13 protein-coding genes, 4 tRNA genes and 2 pseudogenes are annotated in these 15,861 nt (G+C 58.4%); 11 read left to right on the forward strand and 8 right to left on the reverse strand.

Annotation, left to right across the window (positions count from 1 at the left end; all coding sequences use genetic code 11):
- The first annotated feature begins 226 nt into the window (after positions 1 to 226).
- Positions 227 to 925: an orotidine-5'-phosphate decarboxylase gene (gene pyrF, locus JZ00_RS26345; RefSeq protein ID WP_162488982.1), complete on the forward strand. Its 699-nt coding sequence runs from the start codon at positions 227 to 229 to the stop codon at positions 923 to 925.
- A gap of 95 nt (positions 926 to 1,020) precedes the next feature.
- Here pyrF and JZ00_RS26350 read toward each other — a convergent pair whose 3' ends face one another.
- Positions 1,021 to 2,025 carry an NADP-dependent oxidoreductase gene (locus JZ00_RS26350; RefSeq protein ID WP_039594161.1) on the reverse strand — a complete coding sequence of 335 codons (1,005 nt, stop codon included), beginning with the start codon at positions 2,023 to 2,025 and terminating at the stop codon, positions 1,021 to 1,023.
- A 222-nt stretch (positions 2,026 to 2,247) separates the two neighbouring features.
- Between JZ00_RS26350 and JZ00_RS26355 the strand changes: the two genes are divergently transcribed.
- From JZ00_RS26355 to JZ00_RS32095, 4 genes and pseudogenes are all read left to right on the forward strand, one after another.
- A complete protein-coding gene (locus tag JZ00_RS26355; protein ID WP_039594162.1) occupies positions 2,248 to 3,009 on the forward strand; it encodes an SDR family oxidoreductase in 762 nt (253 codons plus the stop codon).
- 204 nt (positions 3,010 to 3,213) lie between these two features.
- Entirely contained in the window at positions 3,214 to 4,608 is a 1,395-nt protein-coding gene (locus JZ00_RS26360) for an aminotransferase-like domain-containing protein (RefSeq protein WP_039594163.1), read from the forward strand.
- 1,023 nt (positions 4,609 to 5,631) lie between these two features.
- Positions 5,632 to 5,826: pseudogene (locus JZ00_RS32090) on the forward strand (HAMP domain-containing protein); the annotation flags it as partial.
- The gene (locus JZ00_RS32095; protein ID WP_412177692.1) at positions 5,824 to 6,687 is read left to right on the forward strand and encodes a methyl-accepting chemotaxis protein; all 864 of its coding nucleotides are present in this window, start codon (positions 5,824 to 5,826) and stop codon (positions 6,685 to 6,687) included. The pseudogene JZ00_RS32090 and the gene JZ00_RS32095, both read left to right, overlap by 3 nt.
- Positions 6,688 to 6,855: 168 nt before the next feature.
- On the opposite strand, the gene JZ00_RS26370 is transcribed toward JZ00_RS32095, so the two are convergent.
- The gene (locus JZ00_RS26370) at positions 6,856 to 7,614 is read right to left on the reverse strand and encodes a VHS/ENTH/ANTH domain-containing protein (protein WP_039594165.1); all 759 of its coding nucleotides are present in this window, start codon (positions 7,612 to 7,614) and stop codon (positions 6,856 to 6,858) included.
- A 371-nt stretch (positions 7,615 to 7,985) separates the two neighbouring features.
- On the opposite strand from JZ00_RS26370, the gene JZ00_RS26375 reads away from it, so the two are divergent.
- From JZ00_RS26375 to JZ00_RS26395, 5 genes are all read left to right on the forward strand, one after another.
- Positions 7,986 to 8,061: transfer RNA gene (locus JZ00_RS26375), tRNA-Glu, on the forward strand.
- 2 nt (positions 8,062 to 8,063) lie between these two features.
- A tRNA-Gly gene (locus JZ00_RS26380) sits at positions 8,064 to 8,139 on the forward strand.
- A gap of 104 nt (positions 8,140 to 8,243) precedes the next feature.
- Positions 8,244 to 8,319: transfer RNA gene (locus tag JZ00_RS26385), tRNA-Glu, on the forward strand.
- A 3-nt stretch (positions 8,320 to 8,322) separates the two neighbouring features.
- Positions 8,323 to 8,398 (forward strand) — tRNA-Gly (locus JZ00_RS26390).
- Between the two features lie 226 nt (positions 8,399 to 8,624).
- Positions 8,625 to 10,454 (forward strand): tyrosine-type recombinase/integrase, encoded by a 1,830-nt coding sequence (locus JZ00_RS26395; protein WP_039594166.1) that lies wholly within the window; start codon positions 8,625 to 8,627, stop codon positions 10,452 to 10,454.
- Positions 10,455 to 11,202: 748 nt separating this feature from the next.
- Here the strand turns inward: JZ00_RS26395 and JZ00_RS30545 are convergent.
- The 5 genes and pseudogenes from JZ00_RS30545 to chrA all read right to left on the reverse strand — a co-directional run.
- Positions 11,203 to 11,372, reverse strand: a pseudogene (locus JZ00_RS30545) (IS630 family transposase); the annotation flags it as partial.
- 163 nt (positions 11,373 to 11,535) lie between these two features.
- The gene (locus JZ00_RS26400; protein ID WP_039594167.1) at positions 11,536 to 12,048 is read right to left on the reverse strand and encodes an acyloxyacyl hydrolase; all 513 of its coding nucleotides are present in this window, start codon (positions 12,046 to 12,048) and stop codon (positions 11,536 to 11,538) included.
- 97 nt (positions 12,049 to 12,145) lie between these two features.
- The gene (locus tag JZ00_RS32100; protein ID WP_039594168.1) at positions 12,146 to 12,406 is read right to left on the reverse strand and encodes a response regulator; all 261 of its coding nucleotides are present in this window, start codon (positions 12,404 to 12,406) and stop codon (positions 12,146 to 12,148) included.
- A gap of 327 nt (positions 12,407 to 12,733) precedes the next feature.
- Positions 12,734 to 13,039 (reverse strand): PadR family transcriptional regulator, encoded by a 306-nt coding sequence (locus JZ00_RS26410; RefSeq protein WP_039594169.1) that lies wholly within the window; start codon positions 13,037 to 13,039, stop codon positions 12,734 to 12,736.
- Positions 13,040 to 13,049: 10 nt separating this feature from the next.
- Positions 13,050 to 14,255, reverse strand: coding sequence for a chromate efflux transporter (gene chrA, locus JZ00_RS26415; protein WP_039594170.1), 1,206 nt, complete (start codon positions 14,253 to 14,255; stop codon positions 13,050 to 13,052).
- 81 nt (positions 14,256 to 14,336) lie between these two features.
- Between chrA and JZ00_RS26420 the strand changes: the two genes are divergently transcribed.
- Complete coding sequence (locus tag JZ00_RS26420) at positions 14,337 to 15,119, forward strand: TSUP family transporter (protein WP_039594171.1); 783 nt, start codon at positions 14,337 to 14,339, stop codon at positions 15,117 to 15,119.
- 30 nt (positions 15,120 to 15,149) lie between these two features.
- On the opposite strand, the gene JZ00_RS26425 is transcribed toward JZ00_RS26420, so the two are convergent.
- The gene (locus JZ00_RS26425; RefSeq protein WP_039594172.1) at positions 15,150 to 15,764 is read right to left on the reverse strand and encodes a recombinase family protein; all 615 of its coding nucleotides are present in this window, start codon (positions 15,762 to 15,764) and stop codon (positions 15,150 to 15,152) included.
- Between the last annotated feature and the right edge of the window lie 97 nt (positions 15,765 to 15,861).

Raw genomic sequence — 15,861 nt, forward strand, 5'->3', positions numbered from 1 at the left:
GAAGGCGGCGAGGGCGTGGTTTGAGCATAAGCTTCGGACGGTGGGCCGTGAAGCGGTTGCGGCGGCGCAGGGTAGCGTCCCGTCGTGTTGCGTGCGTGTCATGAATGTATCGGCCCTGACACAAATGGCCGAAAGGACAATCGACGATTTACCGATCATTGGGTCCCGCACGGGCGCTGGTTCCGCTACAATGCGCGCCGATTTCGACTTGCCTGAGAGCCCGCTCATGTCCGCCTGCCAGACGCCTATCATCGTCGCCCTGGATTTTCCTACCCGTGACGCCGCCCTGAAGCTGGCCGACCAATTGGACCCCAAGCTTTGCCGGGTCAAGGTCGGCAAGGAGCTGTTCACCAGCTGTGCGTCGGAAATCGTAGGGACGTTGCGTGACAAGGGATTCGAGGTTTTCCTCGACCTGAAATTCCATGACATTCCCAACACTACCGCCATGGCCGTCAAGGCTGCTGCGGAGATGGGCGTGTGGATGGTCAATGTGCATTGCTCCGGTGGCCTGCGCATGATGGCTGCCTGTCGTGAAGTGCTGGACCAGCGCAGTGGCCCGAAGCCGCTGCTGATCGGCGTGACCGTGCTGACCAGCATGGAGCGTGAGGACTTGGCAGGGATCGGCCTGGACATCGAGCCCCAGGAACAAGTGCTGCGCCTGGCGGCGCTGGCGCAAAAGGCCGGGATGGACGGTCTGGTCTGCTCGGCGCTGGAAGCCGGCGCCCTGAAAGCGGCCCACCCGTCGCTGCAACTGGTGACACCTGGGATTCGCCCGGCCGGCAGCGCGCAGGATGACCAGCGGCGCATCCTGACCCCGCGCCAGGCCTTGGACGCAGGTTCCGATTACCTGGTGATCGGTCGTCCGATCAGCCAGGCTGCCGATCCGGCCAAGGCGCTGGCTGCGGTTGTGGCTGAACTGGCCTGACCAGGATGCTGTAAACCTTGTGGGAGCGAGCTTGCTCGCTCCCACATTTGTTTTATGTCAGGCCTTGGGTATCGGGTCTCACCGTATGTTTCGCGTCAGACCTTCAACACCAACTTCCCGAAATTTTCCCCACTGAACAATCTGGTCAGTGTCTCGGGGAAGGTTTCCAGCCCCTCGACAATGTCCTCCTTGCTCTTGAGCTGCCCCTTGGCCATCCAGCCGGCGATCTCCTGCCCGGCGGCGGCGAACTGCGAGGCATAATCCATGACCACGAAACCTTCCATCCGCGCACGGTTGACCAACAGCGACAGGTAGTTTGCCGGGCCTTTCACTGCTTCCTTGTTGTTGTATTGACTGATGGCGCCGCAGATCACCACGCGGGCCTTGAGGTTCAGGCGGCTGAGCACCGCATCGAGAATATCGCCGCCGACGTTATCGAAATACACATCCACGCCTTTGGGGCACTCGCGCTTGAGGCCGGCGTGAACGTCTTCGCTCTTGTAGTCGATGGCACCGTCGAAGCCCAGCTCATCGATCAGGAACTTGCACTTGTCGGCACCGCCGGCAATGCCGACCACACGGCAGCCTTTGATCTTGGCGATCTGCCCGGCGATGCTGCCTACCGCGCCGGCGGCGCCAGAAAGCACCACGGTTTCACCGGCCTTCGGCGCGCCGACATCCAGCAGGGCGAAATAAGCGGTCATGCCAGTCATGCCCAGCGCGGACAAATAACGGGGCAGTGGCGCCAGTTTCGGATCGACTTTATAGAAACCGCGCGGTTCGCCGAGGAAGTAATCCTGCACGCCCAGGGCGCCGTTGACGTAATCCCCCACCGCAAATCCCGGGTTATTCGACGCAACCACCTGGCCGACCCCCAATGCCCGCATGACTTCGCCGATGCCCACCGGTGGGATATAGGACTTGCCCTCGTTCATCCAGCCACGCATGGCCGGGTCCAGGGACAGGTATTCATTCTTGACCAGTATCTGGCCCGCTGCCGGTTCGCCAACCGGGACTTGTTGATAAGTGAACGTCTCGCGGGTCGCGGCGCCCACCGGGCGTTTGGCGAGCAGGAACTGGCGGTTGATCTGGGCGGTCATGACAGGCACTCAAGATGAATGGAGCTTTGTTGATAGACCCTTGATGCGTTCACCGCAAGGTTTGCCTATCCAGCGAATGCGGGTTGATCCAAAACGGTGATGATGCCCTGGGTGGTGTTATCACTGGCGTTCATGCAGAGCCAACCGGCGATTGGATAGTGCTGCCGTGCCGTTGCGGTCGGTGGCTAAATCGCAGCGTCAGTAATTCTTCGAGGCAGGATCATGAGCATGACGTTTTCCGGACAGGTCGCCGTGGTGACGGGCGGCGCGGCGGGCATTGGCCGCGCCACGGCCCAGGCGTTCGCGGCGCAGCACCTCAAAGTAGTCGTCGCCGACCTGGACGTTGCGGGCGGCGAGGGCACGGTGCAGTTGATTCGCGAGGCGGGTGGCGAGGCTGTGTTCGTGCGTTGCGACGTGACGTTGGAAAGCGATGTGCGAGATCTCATGGACGAAGTCATCGCCGCGTACGGTCGCCTCGATTACGCGTTCAACAACGCTGGCATCGAAATCGAGAAGGGCAAGCTGGCCGACGGTACGCTGGATGAGTTCGACGCGATCATGGGCGTCAACGTCAAGGGTGTCTGGTTGTGCATGAAATATCAGCTGCCATTGCTGCTGGCCCAGGGTGGTGGCGCCATCGTCAACACGGCCTCCGTTGCAGGGCTCGGGGCGGCGCCGAAGATGAGTATCTACGCGGCTTCCAAGCATGCCGTCATCGGGTTGACCAAGTCGGCGGCGATTGAATATGCCAAGAAGAAAATCCGTGTGAATGCGGTATGCCCGGCGGTGATCGACACTGATATGTTCCGTCGGGCCTATGAGGCGGATCCGAAAAAAGGCGAATACGCCAACGCGATGCATCCAGTGGGGAGAATCGGCAAAGTCGAGGAAATCGCCAGCGCCGTGTTGTATTTGTGCAGCGATGGCGCGGCGTTTACCACGGGGCATTCGTTGGCGGTGGATGGCGGGGCTACGGCAATCTAGCGTGAGTTGCCGTCTCGTGATAGGACAAAGCCCGCACTGGTTGCGGGTTTTCCTTTAAGAACGAAGGTTCCCTTGAGGGTTCCGCCAATGTATTTCAAAGAATGAGAATGAGGCGTTTTCGCGCCTTTCTCTTACATCCTCCCACATCGACCTGTGCTTAACTGTTTGTGCAAATAAAACAAACGCTTAGGAGCTTGGTTACTCATGGAGTTGAGAATCGACCGGCAGGCCCTGGTGCCCGTCGTGCAGCAAATTGTCGACGCGTTGGCTGGCTGGATTCGACAGGACGCGGTGGAACCGGGGACTCGCCTGCCATCGATCAGGCAGCTGGCACGGGATAATCTATTAAGTCAGGCCAGTGTCCATGAGGCCTGCCAGCGCCTGGTCGCCCAAGGTTTGTTGGCGTCACGTCACGGCTCGAGTTTTTTTGTCGCCCAGGCCGCTTGCGTCGCCGGGGGCTCGGAGCTCGTCTGGCCGCAAGACGGAATGCCGGGCCAGAAGGCCCCGGTAGACCCTGCTCGTCACGTATTGAAGTTGGGCTGCGGTGGGCTTCCCGAGAGTTGGCGCGAAAGTGATGACCTGGGTTATGCGATCCGTCAGGTCACGCGGACCGACATGGCGGGGCTGTTCAACTACAACACGCCACTGGGATTACCCGCCCTGCGCGAGCAACTCGCCAAGCGGTTGAAGCAGCTGGATATCGATGCCGATGAAAATCGCATCCTGACCACCCAGGGCGCCACTCACGCGCTCGACCTGATCGTGCGGACACTCCTGCGGCCCGGGTGCAGCGTGGTGGTGGAGAGCCCCGGCTATTCGAACCTGTTCAACCTGCTCAGGCTGCACAAGATAGACATGATCGAATTGCCCAGGACACCGCGTGGCCCGGACGTCGATGCCCTCCAGCGTTTGCTGGTGATCCATAGGCCCAGCGCTATTTTCATCAACAGTGCCTGCCACAACCCGACCGGCAGCAGCCTGGCACCGTCCGTGGCCCAGCGGCTGCTGCAACTGGCCAGCGAGCACGCCATGTTGGTCGTCGAAGACGATGTCTATGCCGATTTCCAGGGCTCAACGCGGGCCCGATTGGCGGCACTGAATACCGATGTGATCTATCTGGGCAGTTTTTCGAAGACCTTGAGCAGCTCTTTACGCGTCGGCTTCATAGTGGCCGAGCCGTCCGTTGTCGCGCGCCTGGGCGAGGTCAAGGAGATCACCTGCATGGGAGCGTCGCGATTCGCCGAGTCGGTGCTGGCGAGCCTCCTGGTCAACGGCGCCTATCGCAAGCTGGTTCAGCGCCAGCGCCAGCGACTCAATGCCGACATGGCGGTGACGTTGCAACTGCTGGAAGACGCCGATTGGAAAGTGTTTGGCAAACCGGCGGGTGGCCTTTTCATCTGGGCGCGTCCGCCGTCGTGTGACTATGCTCAGTTGCAGCATCTGGCCGGGCGGTGCGGCATTCAGTTGTCCTCTCGCACAGCGTTCAGCCCTTCGGGTGCCGAGACGGATTGGCTGCGGGTCAACGTCGCCTATGCGCGGGATCCCAGGGCCTTGGCATTTTTCCGAGCCACGGCCCTGGATCGACCTCAAGTGTCCTGAAAACGACGCGCCTGTAGCTTTTTGCCATTATTCCGACGCCAGCATCTTGTGTTGCGGGGTGTCTCGTTGCGAATCTGCAAATCAACACACATCGGCAGAGGATTGGGCGCAATGATTTCGGCCGTGCAAGGACGTTTTGCCAATCTGGGTATGGCAAAGAAATTGGGTATCGGGTTTGTCCTGGTGTTGCTGCTCACCGCAGTGGTGGCGGCCATTGGCGTCTGGTCCCTGCAAACCATCAGCCATCGGTTCGCGGGTTTGAAGCAGATGTCGTTCCTTAACAGCGAGTTGCTCAAGGTCCGGCTGCTGGAGCAAGACTTTGCCTTGCGCTCCGACCCCAAGACCGCCGATGCCCTGCGCCAGGGCGTCGATGGGTTGATAGCCCTGGCGAATGAACTCAAGGCGCAGTCTGCCAGCAATGTACCGGTGATGGATGATGTCCAGCAGGCTTTGGCGGCCTATCGCAAGGCTTTCGACGAATTCGTCGGGCTGAGTCAAAGCAAGGACCTCGCCTTGGAGATGGCCAGTTGGTCGGTTTCCAGCGTCGCCAATAACCTGGATGTCTTGCAGGCGGGGCTGGCCGATGACGGCGCCTATACCCTGAAGGACTCCGAGGGCAAGGAGGGTGTGCAATTTATCGAGCAGGCCAACCAGGTCAGCGAAGTGTCGCGACTCATGTTGCAGTCGATGAACGAAGCGCGTGTTCGGCTGGACCAAAGCCGCAAAGGCAGTGATGAAGCCGCTGGGCAAGGCAATATCGAACAGGCCGAGCAGGCCATGAAACTGGCTGAAGAACTCAAGGAGGCGGTCAAGGATCCTGGCTATCAAACGGTGCTCAACGAAGTCGCCGGGCACATCGCCGGGTTCAACCAGCAACTGGCGGAATACACCGGCCTGCTGGCCAAGGAAAAAATTGTCTACCAGCAATTGCACGAACGCGCCGATCAGGTGGTGGCGCGGGTCGACCAGGCGTTCAGCGCCGAAGACAGCGCCATGCACGCGGAACTGAAGAAAAACTCGCTGATGATCATCGGCTCGTCGGCCTTGGCCCTGTTGGTGGGGTTGGTTGCGGCCTGGGTGATCACCCGGTTGATTGTCACCCCGCTGCGCAGCGTGATTCGTGTTGCTCAGCAGATAGCCGCCGGTGACCTGAGCGCCAAGGTCGAGGTGACGCGCCGGGACGAGATTGGCCAGTTGATGTTGGCAATGCAGCAGATGGGGGCCGGGTTGAGCAGTATCGTCAGTGGTCTGCAGTCCGGCATCGAGCAGTTGGCCAGCTCTGCCCAGTCATTGTCATCCGTCACTGAACAGACCAACCTGGAAGTCAGCAGCCAGAAAGAGGAAACCGAGCAGGTCGCTACGGCGATGAACCAGATGACCGCCACCGTGCACGATGTGGCCCGCAATGCGGAGGAGGCGGCGCAAGCGGCGCAGACAGCGGATGACAAGGTTGAAAGCGGCCAGCAGGTGGTGCGCCAGAGCATGGTGCGTATCGAGCAATTGGCTGACTCGGCCACGATGACCAGCACCAGCATCGAAAGCCTGAGCGCCGAGATACAAAACATTGGCACCGTGCTGGGCGTGATCAAGAGCGTGGCCGAGCAAACCAACCTGCTGGCCCTCAACGCCGCCATCGAAGCGGCCAGGGCCGGTGAGCAGGGCAGGGGATTCGCGGTCGTGGCCGACGAGGTGCGGGCGCTGGCCAGGCGTACGCAACAGTCCACCGAGGAGATCGAGCGCCTGGTCGGTGCGCTGCGCTCAGCTGCACAAGCCTCCGTGCAGCAAATCCAGAGCAGTGGCGAGCTGGTGAAAATGGCGGTCAGCGACGCATTGCAGACTGAAAGCGCTCTGGGCAGCATCGCGGCGGCGGTGTCATTGATCCAGCAAATGAACCAACAGATCGCCGCGGCCGCCGAGCAACAGAGTTCCGTGGCCGAAGAAATCAACCGCAGCGTCACCAGCATCCGGGCGAGCGCCGATCAATCGTCCATTGCGATGCAAGGCAACGCCGCTTCAAGTATCGAGCTGGCGCAGCTTGGGGTTGAGTTGAAAGCAATGGTGGGGCATTTCAGATTGTGAATTGGCGGTGGGCTGCCATCGCTGTTGCTGGCAGGCCAATCCACTCAGCATCTTCATCGACGGTCACACCGCCTTCGCAGCAGGCTCGCTTGCAACAAAAAAGCGGTGTGCCACCAGGATCAGGTATCGAGGCGTGGGCGACCCGGCATCGATGGCGAGGCCCAACGATCAGTCGTAAACCTTCTTCTTCTTCCACTCATCGTTGGCCTCGTCTTCCTTCAACCCTTCGGTCAACTGGTTCACCTCACCCTCCACAGGCTGAGTGCTGGCCAGGACCTGGGCGTTGGCCCGCGCCAGGAGCTTCTCCAGATAAGCCAACTGTTCGGCATAGACCTGCGGTTCCTGCTGCTTGCGCAAATACTGGACACCGCGCTCGAACGCCAGTCGAGCCTGCCCCGGCTGCTCCTGCTGCAAGGCCTGCTGGCCGAGGTTGTTGAAGAATTCGATGTGCAGCAGCACCAGGATGTGCCGCACCTCACGGATCCAGCGCTTGGCCTCGTTGGGCGGGAGGAACCCGTCCTGGGCGGCGCGAGTGATCTGGCCGTGCAGGGCCTCGAGCAGGAACCGCACATCCTTGGCCTTCGCTTCGGTCTGGATCGGCGCCGGCGGGTTGTTCACCGGAATCGACTCACCCTGGGCGGCCAGCGCCGTCAGTTCGTCCAGTCGAGCCTTGACCTGAGCGTTGGACTTGTCGAGATTGAGCAGGCGCTGGCAGACATTCAGCTCAAGACGCGTGATCAAGAGCTTCAGGGCCGGATTCATCAACTGGCCGGGGAAGGTTTCGGTGAGCTCGCCACAACGACGCAAGCGATCGTTTAGCTCAACCTTGGTACGGACCTTTTCCAGCTTGTTGTTTTCCACCACATGGTTCATGTAGCCAATGGCGATCAACAGTGCGATCCCGGCTACGACGAGCAGGGTGATCATGAGTGGTGTCACCGGTAAGACCTCTTTAATAGGGTACGCATGTCATGAGTGTAGTGGCTTGGCTTTTAAGCGCATAGGCCCGAACGACGCGATTAGACGGGCGTCGTGCTGTTTATGGAGCTTGTAGCGGAGTAGGTGCACATTGCCACCATTTGCCTGGCGCGACTATAACGCCTTGGCGGGCGACAGAATATAGGCGCCAGAGACCGGACGAAGAAAATCTGCGAAGCCGCCCCAAAGCGGGCGAAGTCATTGATTTAAATAAATTTATATTCGGGGGTTGACGACCCTCCAATCCATCCATAGAATGCGCGCCACTTACAGCGTAAAGCACTCAGCTAAACGCGATAAGCAGTGAATGTTGTACGTGTGTCCCCTTCGTCTAGTGGCCTAGGACACCGCCCTTTCACGGCGGTAACAGGGGTTCGAGTCCCCTAGGGGACGCCAATGCGGGAATAGCTCAGTTGGTAGAGCACGACCTTGCCAAGGTCGGGGTCGCGAGTTCGAGTCTCGTTTCCCGCTCCAATTTAAACAGCGTTGCTTTCGGGCAAGGCTGAGTGAAGCCAGAGCCGACATCTTCGGATGCGGATTTGGGCACTGAAATACACACCATGTGTTTCAGTTAGTGTGTCCCCTTCGTCTAGTGGCCTAGGACACCGCCCTTTCACGGCGGTAACAGGGGTTCGAGTCCCCTAGGGGACGCCATTTGCGGGAATAGCTCAGTTGGTAGAGCACGACCTTGCCAAGGTCGGGGTCGCGAGTTCGAGTCTCGTTTCCCGCTCCAAATTATGGTCTGCAGAGTTCCATTGGGTTCTGTAAGTCGTTGAAATCAGGGCCTTTGGGTCCTTTTTTCATTCCAGTGAGTTCCACTGAAAACTACCGACAGCCACGACTTTTAAGTCCATTTTTAAGTCCATCAATATGGGTGTCGCGGTTTCCGGATTGTTGCTGGAGGAGCGAGGCCTACGCGACAAGTATCTAGTCCTGACCAAGAGTTCAGGAGCTAGAACATGGCACTCTCAGATCTGGCTGTCCGGCAAGCAAAAGCAACCGGAAAGCCCTACACCCTCGGTGACCTTGATGGGCTATCCCTGGCGGTGGCACCTGAAGGCGGCAAGTCGTGGCATTACCGCTACTACTGGGCCGGTAAGCAGAAACGCATGTCGCTGGGCACTTACCCCGAGGTCAGTCTCCGGGAGGCTCGTTCTTTGCGCGACGAAGCCCGAGCTCTTTTGGCCAAGGGCATCAACCCCCGAGCACACCGTAAGCAGAAGCGGCAGTCCGTCCGCCTCGCGGACGAAAACACATTCAAGGCAGTGTTCGACAAGTGGGTCGAGCATCGTAGTCTCGTCCTTAAGGAAGGGCGGCAGAGCACGATCTCACAGATCCAGCGTATCTTTGTCAAAGACGTCCTTCCTGCTCTTGGGAAGCGCTCAATCTACGAAATCCAGCGGTCCGACCTGCTGGAGGTCGTGGCGAGGATAGAACGCAGAAAGGCGCTCACCACTGCCGAAAAAGTCCGGACCTGGTTTCGGCAAATGTTCCGTTACGCATTGATCATCGCTCCCGGGTTACCGCTGAATCCGGCGTTCGATCTGGATGTCGTCGCGCTGCCTCAGTCGCCTGTACGCCACAATCCATTCCTGCGCATGCCCGAGCTCCCGGCCATGCTCCAAACACTACGCAAGTACCCCGGCAAGTTGCAGACCCAGCTTGGCCTTCGGTTGCTATTTTTGACGGGAGTGCGTACGGGGGAGCTGCGGTTGGCGATGCCGGATCAATTCCATTTCGATAAGGGCCTCTGGATCATCCCCCCAGAAGTGGTGAAACAGCTGCAGCTTGAACTGCGCAAGGAGGGCAAGCGCCCCGGTGATATCCCGCCCTACATCGTGCCCCTTTCTGTGCAGGCTGTAGAGGTCGTTCGCCACCTGCTGGATCAAGTGAAGCCGGCCCAGCGGTACCTGTTTGCCCACTACAGTGACTTGAAAAAGCGCATCAGCGAAAACACGCTTAATGCCGCGCTGAAACGGGTGGGGTACAAGGATCAGCTGACTGGCCATGGCATCAGGGGGACCATTTCCACCGCACTCAACGAAATTGGTTACCCGAAGGTCTGGATAGATGCGCAACTCTCGCACGCCGACCCTGATAAGGTGAGCGCAGCGTACAACCATGCCGAGTATGTCGAGCAGCGCCGCAGGATGATGCAGGATTGGGCCGATAGACTGGATCTCTTTGAGCAGTGCCAGGTTGAAGCGGCTAGCATGCCGATCACCATTCACCTAGAAGGTGTTCCGCAGTTGGCGGGAGGTTTTGATGAAGTGGTCCCTACCGCGACGCGGGCTCCCATCCTAGGGGTGGCAAGCGCAGGAAGCGCAATGCAGACGCTGCCTGCAGCCGCTCAACGCCTATCGGCTGTTTCAGGATCAGCGCCTGGGCTTTCGGATATACAGCGAGAGCGAATGGAAATGCTGGAGATGTTCAATGCACCACATAATCTCCCGGCGGCGGTGTTTGCTGAGATGGCTGGTAAATCACGCAGGTGGATCAGCCACGAGGTTCAGGCCAAAAGAGTGCTTGCGTTGAGCCTGGGTAACCAAGGGCGGCGCGTTCCAGATTGGCACCTAGATCCTCTGAAACATAAGTTGGTGCAGGCTGTTCTGAAGCATTCGCAGGACGCTGATTCCTGGGCGATTTACCGAGCATTACTGAATCCCCATGGAGTACTGGATGGCCGCGCGCCGATTGAGGCCGTTACGTCAGCTAATTTCCATGAGGCTGTTATGGCCGCGTGCTTTACTTTGAGGAGTAGCGAGAGCGCCTCTCTTCAAAGCGCATAGAAAAGGACCAGTTACGAGTTCCGGGCCTTAAGGGTTGGCTGGGAAACTAAATACAGCAGCCCGTGGCTGCATAGCTGAAATTTGTAGTCGAAACGATATAGTGGCTGCGAACCTCGACGCTTGATCGTTAGCTTGCTATCATATTTTTACATTCCGCCATGTTGAGATGCTTGAGGAATTAGAAGCCCTGACGGCCACGAACCGTCAGGGCTTTGCTTTGCCAGCCAAATGTTCAGCTGGAAGGTGGCCGCGGAGCATAGGATGAGGTTGGAGGGCCTTGATATGATTGCGAAGAACAGCGAGGGAAAACACCGCTCGAAACGGGGCTATTCTCGCAGGGCATCAATACATTGCGGATCAGCTTATGATCCGGGGAGATCGAAAATTACATAGGCGCCGTTCGTATCTGGCACCAAATGTAGACTTGGTTGAAGTAAATGTTGCCGGCACGAAAGGACCGTTAGTCAACGATCGACTCGGGGCACCACACCTTCGACCAAGGGCTTGAGAATCAGTCATGCATGAGCCAAGGCCTCAACTAAATAGCTGTGAGTGAACATTGCTTTTGGCCCTTTCTTGAGCCGCCTTTGGCGCTGATTCTATTCGCCGCTGGCGATAATGCCCTTTATAAAGTTAGTCAGCTTCTCTGCCAAGTGCTGCTCGGCCACTTCATTGTTGTTCCATGGGCACTGCCCGTAGATCATTCCAATGGCCGCATGGGTGATCAGTAAAATCGCCTCGCCAAGCTGGTCTGTCTCTTTATATTCAGCGGCAACATCGGCTGAGTACGATCCAGCGCCTGGATCTGGGTTATTTCGTCAACCGACAACGCCAGAGCGTTATCCGGCGGGTTCAGGTAGAGCCCAACCACATCGACTACCTCTCGGCAAAATGAGGGTCGTTACTAATTTTGAACGTGGGGTTTGGGGAGCAATGGAACCAAAAACCAACGTAAGCCCTACCAGCGCTTTTCAGTTCCTTCTTCCCAGGCGTCCATCTCAGGTGCCATGATGAAGATCCCAAACCTGCATCAAAACCACAAGAGGGAAAGTCCAATGCCCCATGTGACTTTGTTCGACCATCAAATCTGATGGCTGTAAAATAAGAAGTACGACTCAATGCCGTCATTCGGTTCTTGGATGCCAGCATTTGAATAGTGAATCACTCGAATCCCCACTCGCTGTGTATCTCCAAGCTTCAAACCCGCACCAAGCCTGTCCTCGAAATTGAAGGATGAACCGAATTTCTGATCGCCAGCAGTAGTGCCCGAAAACATTGCCACACCAATGCCTGCTTCAACGAATGGCTTGACATAGCCCTGCCCAAATTCATACACGAATACTGGCGCAAATGAGAGTGAATGACGCCCTCCCGCCTCATCACCAGCTTCCCAGTAGGTGTACCCAAGATCCCAGTAGCCAGTCAGCTTGCCCGTTGAGCTTTCTAACCAGGACTTGTCCCAATCGAACCCTACACCGGCCCTAGCCGTGAGGCCGCCTTGGCTAGTCGCGCCTAAGGCTCCGGAGATCTCCGTGGCTTGGGCACCAAAGGTGACAGTGGCCAAAATCAATGCGGTCAGCAGCATTTTTTTCATTTTAAGTTCCTGTGAGCTAAACGATTAGGTGATGGACGATAAGCGTCAGCCGCATGCATATAGCCAAATAATTCAGCTTTTTACAGGGGCTACTCATTCATAGTGGGCGTCGTTCACACCTGAAATTAACAGAGTCCGCGCCAAGGTCGCCAATAACATCTGGAACCCGGTGCCTTCCATACGCTCTGTGAGCTACCTTGCCGATCTTCTCGGGTATCGCGAAATCAGTCAATACTAGATCGATGTCCGGCGATGCCAAGGTCAAGGCTGCAATCTTGTTGCTCGCCTGAAGGACTCTATGGCCCATCGTTTTGAGGAGATTAGCTGCCACCTCCCGGACTAATTGTTCGTCATCCACCAACAGAACCTGGTAGAGATGGGTGCCCGGAGGTAGGAACTCGTCAGGCTTGCTCGACGTGCCCCTAAGCGTTAGTGCCCCGAAAAGGGGCGGATTGATGGAAGCGGTAGTTTGAGCTGGGTACTCCTAGCGAGCACGGCGGTTTTCGATTGCAAGCCGTTACACAATTTTCAGCTCAGATTAACTGCAATTGACGGAGCCGTCTGGCTCACATTAACTGCTACTGGCCGGTCTTCGGCCCATATCAAATCGGCGGCCCTGCTGTCGTTTTCGGAAGGCGAATGCACGAAACATCAGAAGTCAACTGCACTACAGATCATGGCAGCATCATTTGCCTTCAATCAGTTCGCCGAACAGTTCCTTGACCTTGGCTTTGGCATCGGTCAGCGCCACGCGGCCCTGTTCGGTGATTTCATACATCCGCCGATCACGTCGACCGGTGCGCTCATGCTGTGAGGTGAGATAGCCTTTCTTTTCCAATCCGTGCAGCATCGGATACAAGGTGCCCGCACTAATCTCGTAACCGTGGTGTCGCAATTCCTCGATGATGCCGAGGCCGAAGATGGGTTCTTCGGCTGCGTGATGCAGGATGTGCAAACGGATCAATCCGCCGTAAAGGTCTTTGTCGGTCACGCTCGGAACCTCACAGGGTCACGCTCAACAACCAGCCCGCGACACCACTACCAACTACGACCAGCCAGGGCGGCAGCTTCCAGAACATCAGGGCAACCAGTGCCACAAGGGCCAAGCCGAAGTCTTGCGGTACGTGAATCGCGCTCGTCCATACCGGTTGATAGAGGGCTGCCAGCAGCAGGCCAACCACGGCCGCATTGATGCCCAACAACGCCGCTTGAGTTCGGGTGTTGCGGCGCAGACGTTCCCAGAACGGTAACGCACCCACGACCAGCAGGAAGGACGGCGCGAAGATCGCCAGCAGGCAGACCAAGCCACCCAACCAGCCGGAGGGTGCCTGGTTCATCGAAGCACCGAGAAACGCCGCAAAGGTGAACAAAGGGCCAGGAACGGCCTGCGCGGCGCCGTAGCCTGCCAGAAATGCGTCATTGCTGACCCAGCCGGAAGGCACCACTTCGGCTTGTAACAGCGGTAGCACGACGTGCCCGCCACCAAAGACCAGTGATCCGGCCCGGTAAAAGGCATCCACCATCGACAGCGTCTGATTCGGGAACATGGCTGTCAACAACGGCAACCCCATCAGTAGCGCAAAGAACAGCGTCAGCCAGAACAAGCCAACGCGACGCCGGATGGCAATCGGCAACGGATCATGCGGTGCCCCCTTCTGAGGTTTGAATAGCGACAGGCCAATGACCGCAGCAATGGCGATGACCCCCACCTGCCCCCAGGCGGACGGCACCAGAAGAACAAAACAGGTTGCCGCCGCCATAATGGTGATGCGCGGTGCGTCTGGACAGAGATTGCGAGCCATTCCCCATACGGCTTGTGCGACCACCGCCACGGCGACCACCTTCAATCCGTGCAGTACACCGGACGGCATCGCGTCCCCGTAGCTGGCAATGCCCAGCGCAAACAGGATCAGCGCAATCGCTGAAGGCAGCGTGAAACCCGCCCACGCAGCCAACGCCCCGGCATAGCCGGATCGGGACAGCCCAATTGCGATGCCGACCTGACTGCTGGCCGGCCCCGGCAGGAACTGGCAGAGGGCGACCAAATCCGCATAGCTGCGCTCGGTCAACCACTGCCGCCGCATCACGAACTCATCGCGAAAGTAGCCCAAATGGGCAATCGGGCCGCCGAAGGAGATCAGGCCCAGTCGGAGAAAGATCAGAAATACAGCCCAAGGGCTGCGGTCAGTCTTGGTGGTATCGGTCATGGTCGCATCTTGATTTCTGGTTTCGTTGGGCCATAATAATCGAATTTCGATAATGAAACACGATACATAAAGGTACGCATCATGGAACTCGTTCTGATCGGCCTTGCGGCGCTGCTGACATCAGGGCTGACCTTTTTCTCAGGCTTCGGTTTGGGAACGATCCTGATGCCGGTGTTCGCGCTGTTCTTCCCGTTGCCGCTAGCCATCGCGGCGACTGCTGTGGTGCATTTCGCCAACAACCTCTTCAAGTTTGGACTGATGGCCCGGCAAGCCGATTGGCCTGTCGTGGCGAAGTTCAGCGTGCCTGCGGCTATCGCGGCGATTCTTGGTGCAGCATCCCTGACGTTGTTCGACCGACTGCCGGCCTTGTGGCAGTACAGCTTCGCTGACTCGGCTTTCGAGATCACACCTGTGAAGGCGGTTATCGGCGGTTTGATCGTGCTGTTTGCACTGCTGGAACTATCCCCGCGTATTCAAGCACTGGCCTTTCCTTCACGCTGGCTTCCCGTTGGTGGGGCGCTCTCGGGCTTCTTCGGAGGGCTCTCAGGCAATCAGGGTGCATTGCGCTCGGCGTTTCTGTTGAAAGCTGGCTTGTCCAAGGATGCGTTCGTGGCGACGGGGGTTGTCTCGGCGGTGATCGTCGATGCCGTGCGCCTCGTGGTGTATGGCACCGCCATGCTTGCCGGTCAATTTTCCCAGGCTCAGGCACTGGTACTGCCTGTTGCCGTTGGGACAATCTGCGCATTCATCGGCGCTTTCGTGGGCAAGCGCGTCTTGCAGAAGGTCACGCTGCGCACGGTACAGCACACCGTTGCTATAGCCATGCTAGGCATAGGAACGGGGTTGGCCCTTGGCTTGCTCTAGGGGCTCCCAGCATCCGGCTGGATGTTGGGGTCATGGCTTGCTAAGCAGTTTCTCGCCATCTGAGCGCAGTTCACCCTTCGGCGAGATATGCCGGTACAGGGTCTGCCGCGTAATGCCGAGTTCTTGGCACAGAACGCCGACCTTGGTTTCGGGCTGCCCCATCGCGGCCATCGCCAGCCGCAGCTTGGCGGCAGTCATCTTGAATGGCCGACCACCTTTCCGGCCACGCGCCCGTGCCGAAGCTAGGCCCGCAATCGTGCGCTCGGCAATCAGTTCGCGCTCAAATTCGGCCAACGCCGCGAAGATGCCGAAGACCAGCTTGCCGGCGGCGGTTGTGGTGTCGATGGCCGCGCCGTGGCCGGTCAGCACCTTGAGGCCGACGCCGCGCCCGGTCAGATCGTGCACGGTGTTAATCAGATGCCGCAGATCGCGCCCGAGCCTATCCAGCTTCCACACGACGAGCGCATCCCCCTCCCGCAGCGCCTTCAGGCAGGCCGTCAGGCCAGGGCGATCCTCGCGCTTGCCGGACGCCTGATCTTCATAGAGCTGCGCCGGATCGACGCCGGCCGCAATCAGCGCGTCGCGCTGCAAATCGGTGGCCTGGGAGCCGTCCGCCTTCGATACCTGGATGTAGCCGATCAGCATGTTTCTCCTGTCACATATACGTTCGTTTTGTCGAACCGTTGCATTGCCCGTTGTGGTTGGCGTATAAACACATAAACACCTATTAGCGGAGAACGCC

The sequence above is a fragment of the Pseudomonas frederiksbergensis genome, from assembly GCF_000802155.2.
In the GTDB taxonomy this organism is placed as follows: domain Bacteria; phylum Pseudomonadota; class Gammaproteobacteria; order Pseudomonadales; family Pseudomonadaceae; genus Aquipseudomonas; species Aquipseudomonas frederiksbergensis_A.